Annotated in this window: 4 protein-coding genes and 1 pseudogene; 4 read left to right on the forward strand and 1 reads right to left on the reverse strand. The window is 72.9% G+C overall.

Features of this window, described 5'->3' with window-relative positions; translation table 11 throughout:
* Nucleotides 1-78: 78 nt before the first annotated feature.
* Nucleotides 79-771, forward strand: a pseudogene (locus tag ACWCO3_RS32450) (ATP-binding cassette domain-containing protein); the annotation flags it as partial.
* Nucleotides 768-1,568 carry an energy-coupling factor transporter transmembrane component T family protein gene (locus ACWCO3_RS32455; RefSeq protein ID WP_450013732.1) on the forward strand — a complete coding sequence of 267 codons (801 nt, stop codon included), beginning with the start codon at nucleotides 768-770 and terminating at the stop codon, nucleotides 1,566-1,568. The pseudogene ACWCO3_RS32450 and the gene ACWCO3_RS32455, both read left to right, overlap by 4 nt.
* Nucleotides 1,569-1,751: 183 nt before the next feature.
* Here ACWCO3_RS32455 and ACWCO3_RS32460 read toward each other — a convergent pair whose 3' ends face one another.
* Nucleotides 1,752-2,177 carry a hypothetical protein gene (locus ACWCO3_RS32460; RefSeq protein WP_145779425.1) on the reverse strand — a complete coding sequence of 142 codons (426 nt, stop codon included), beginning with the start codon at nucleotides 2,175-2,177 and terminating at the stop codon, nucleotides 1,752-1,754.
* Between the two features lie 290 nt (nucleotides 2,178-2,467).
* On the opposite strand from ACWCO3_RS32460, the gene ACWCO3_RS32465 reads away from it, so the two are divergent.
* Together ACWCO3_RS32465 and gndA are read left to right on the forward strand one after the other, a co-directional pair.
* Complete coding sequence (locus ACWCO3_RS32465) at nucleotides 2,468-2,764, forward strand: thiamine-binding protein (protein ID WP_145779424.1); 297 nt, start codon at nucleotides 2,468-2,470, stop codon at nucleotides 2,762-2,764.
* A 131-nt stretch (nucleotides 2,765-2,895) separates the two neighbouring features.
* Nucleotides 2,896-3,921: NADP-dependent phosphogluconate dehydrogenase (gene gndA, locus ACWCO3_RS32470; protein WP_450013734.1), on the forward strand; the 1,026-nt coding region annotated here is incomplete at its 3' end.

A 3,921-nucleotide genomic window follows, 5' to 3' on the forward strand; every position in this document is an offset into this window, starting at 1 on the left:
CAGTCGACTCGGCGGCGGGCGGCCAGGGCGGATCGCCCACGCCGGTGATTCGTACGCCGCCCCACGGATCGATCTCGGCCAGTCCCGGCCACCGCCGCGGCCGGGGAGCTGTTGCTCACCGCCGAACGGCTCGGCCTGCCACCCCGGCTGGCCTCCACCGACCTTCGGGTACGCGCCGGCGAGGCGCTCGCCGTCCGCGGACCCAACGGCGTCGGCAAGTCCACTCTGGCGTTGTTACTGGGCGGGCTGCTCCGGCCGGGCACCGGGCGGGTCACCGCGTCCGCCGAGTTGGCCGGCGCGGACCACCGGACTCCCCCGCACCGCTGGCGCGCCCCCGCCCTGGCCCGCCGGATCGGGTCGGTCTTTCAGGACCCGGAGCACCAGTTCGTCACGAGCACTGTCTTCGACGAGCTGGCTCTCGGCCCCCGTCGGACCGGTCAGCCCGAGTCAGCCGTCAAGGAGACAGTGGCCGAGCTGCTGGAACGGCTGCGGCTGGCGCGGCTCGCCGCTGCCAACCCGTACACCCTCTCGGGTGGTGAGGCGCGGCGGCTGAGCGTGGCGACCGCCCTGGCCACCGCGCCCCGCCTGTTGATCTGCGACGAACCCACCTTCGGCCAGGACCGGCGGACCTGGCGGGAGCTGGTCGACCTCTTCGCCGACCTGCGCGACGCCGGACACGGCGTGGTCGCTGTCACCCACGACGCGGACTTCGTCGCCGCGCTCGCCGACCGCAGCGTCACCCTACGAACGACCCCGGGCGACGACCGATGATCAGCATCGAGCCGGTCGCCGCGCCCGGTGCGCCGCTGGCCCGCCGCAACCCGGTGGCGAAGGTCGCCGCCGCCCTTATCTTCTCGTTCACCCTGCTGGCCACTCTGGACCCGGTGGCCCCGGCGATCGCCATCGCGCTCGAACTAGCCGTGCTGCCGCTGTTCGGCATCCGCTACCGGGTGCTGGCGCGACGGGCCTGGCCACTGCTCCTCAGCGCCGCCGGCATCCTGGTCACCCTGGTGCTCTTCGCCGCCGACCGGTCCGGCCGGGTCCTGCTGGACGCGGGACCGGTGTTCGTGAGTACCGGCGTGCTGCTCACCGCGCTCGGCCTGGTGCTGCGGGTCTTCGCGGTGGCCCTGCCCGGTGTGATCGTCTTCGTGACCACCGACCCCACCGACCTGGCCGACGCGTTGATCCAGAACGCGAAAGCGCCGGCCCGGTTCGCCATCGGGGCGCTCGCCGCGTTCCGGCTGGTGCCGCTGCTCGGTCAGGAGTGGCAGATGATCAGCATGGCGCGGCGGGCACGGGGCGTCGACGCGGGACGCAACCCGCTGGCCAAGCTGCGACTGTTCGCCTCCACCGCGTTCGCGCTGCTGGTCGGGGCGATCCGCCGGGGCACCCGGCTGGCCGTGGCGATGGACGCGCGCGGCTTCGACGCCGGTACGCCCCGAACCGTGGCCCGCCGCCAGCACTTCACCCGCGCCGACGGGCTCCTCGTCGCCGGCGCGGCAGCCCTGGCCGGAGCAGCCCTGACCACGAGCGTCCTCCTCGGCACCTTCCGCCCCCTGATCGGCTGAACCCGCCGTTCCGCCGCCCCGCAGTCCGGCCGCCCGCCGCTGGCCGCCCGCCGTTGGCCGCCGCCGCCAAGATCCGCACAACAACAGGGATGTAGTGGTCTCCTTGGCGGAGGAGGCCACTACATCCCTGATATTGCTGTCACGACCCGGCCTCCCCGGGGAGCGGGGCGGGGGCGTGTTTGCTCAGCTGCGGCGGAAGGCGTAGCGGCGGGTCTGGCCGGCCTGTTGGCTGCGGCCGCCACCCGAGCGACCGCCGCCACCCTGGGGCGGCCCGGCCGTCGGTGCCGCCGGTCGCCCGGCAGACTTCGGCAGGTCTCCCACCGCCGGGGCGTCGACTGCCGCCGGCACGTCGATCGACGGCGTCAGCTCACCGAGCACCGCCGCCGCCTCGACCCGAACCGCCGGCAACGTCGGCTCCGCCGGCACCGCCGGCTCGACCAGGACCGCCGGCAACATCGGCTCAGCCAGCACTGCCCACTCGGCCTGGCCCGCCGGCTCGACCGCGAGGTCGAGGTCCGGGCGGATTGCTCGGGGACGGCCGTGCTCGGTCGTCGGGTTGGTGCCCAGCGGTGTTCTACGGGACTTCTTCGGGTTGCGCCTGGCAGGCATGCGGGCCTCCTTCAATGCCGACCGGAACGGCCGGTCCCGCGCGCCGGCGGTCGGTCGGATCGGCTGGTGACCGTCGCAACGCGACGGCCGAACGGTGGAGGGACTGCTCGCCGGGATCGGACACAGCCAGCGCCGCCGAACGGCGGAGGGGACATGCGGACGCCCGCGAGCGCACGGACCGCGGCGCGGGGCGGCGGGCCGGCTCGGAAGGTGGGGCGTCAGTAACGCATGCCCGTACCCTAACGGCCGCCCGACGGGACGCGCACCCGATTTACTGGCACGATCGGCACATGCTGATCGCGTTCTCGATCACCCCGCTCGGCGGCGACGACTCCGTTGGTGACCTGGTCGCCGAGGCGGTGCGGGTGGTCCGGGCGTCCGGCCTGCCCAACCGGACCGATGCCATGTTCACCACCGTCGAGGGCGAGTGGGACGAGGTGATGGCGGTGGTGAAGCGCGCGGTCGACGTCGTCGCCGCGCGGGCGCCCCGGGTAAGCGTGGTGCTCAAGGCCGACGTCCGGCCCGGGGTCACCGACGCGCTCACCGGGAAGGTCGCCCGGATCGAAGCCCGTCTCGCCGAGGGTTGACTGGTCGCGCCGCCACCATCGGCAGCCCCGCGACCACCCCGCGTATCAGAGGGTGGATCACTGGCCCCGGATCGGCCCACATCACGATAGGTTCGGAACGCCAATAGTGGTGACGAGAGGTGGCGGCACGGATGGCTGAGCAGGCGAGGGCACAAATCGGTGTGACCGGGCTGGCGGTGATGGGCCGCAACGTGGCCCGCAACCTGGCCCGCAACGGCTTCACGGTGGCAGTGCACAACCGGTCGCCGGAGCGCACCCGCAGCCTGGTCGCGGAGCACGGCGACGAGGGCACCTTCGTGCCGGGCGAGACGATGGCCGACTTCGTGGCGTCACTGGAACGACCTCGCGCGGTCATCGTCATGGTCAAGGCCGGTGCGCCCACCGACGCGGTGATCGACGAGTTGGTGCCGCTGCTGGACGAGGGCGACATCATCGTCGACTGCGGCAACGCCCACTTCGCCGACACCCGCCGCCGGGAGGAGGCGCTGCGCGCGCAGGGGCTGCACTTCAGCGGCACCGGCGTCTCCGGTGGTGAGGAGGGCGCGCTGCTCGGCCCGAGCATCATGCCGGGCGGCTCCACCGAGTCGTACGCCAAGCTCGGGCCGATGTTCGAGAAGATCGCCGCGCAGGTGGACGGTGTGCCGTGCTGCATGCACGTCGGGCCGGACGGCGCCGGGCACTTCGTCAAGATGGTGCACAACGGCATCGAGTACGCCGACATGCAGCTCATCGCCGAGGCGTACGACCTGCTCCGCTCCGGTCTGGACGCCAAGCCGGCGGAGATCGCGGAGATCTTCCGGGACTGGAACGAGGGCGAGCTGGGCTCGTTCCTCATCGAGATCACCGCCGACGTGCTCGCGCACACCGACGCGGAGACCGGCCGACCGTTCGTGGACGTCGTGCAGGACCGGGCCGAGCAGAAGGGCACCGGCCGGTGGACCGTGCAGAGCGCCCTGGACCTGGGCATCCCGATCACCGGGATCGCCGAGGCCACCTTCGCCCGCTCGCTGTCCGGGCACGTCGACCAGCGCGAGGCGGCCCGCCGGGCATTCCCCGACGCGGGTGAGAAGTGGCAGCGCCCGACTGATGCTGATGGGCAACCAGGTCCGGGTACTGGACAACTTCTCCACCGGCCGGATCGAAAACCTGGTCGACGC

This window comes from Micromonospora sp. NPDC002411, assembly GCF_053592955.1.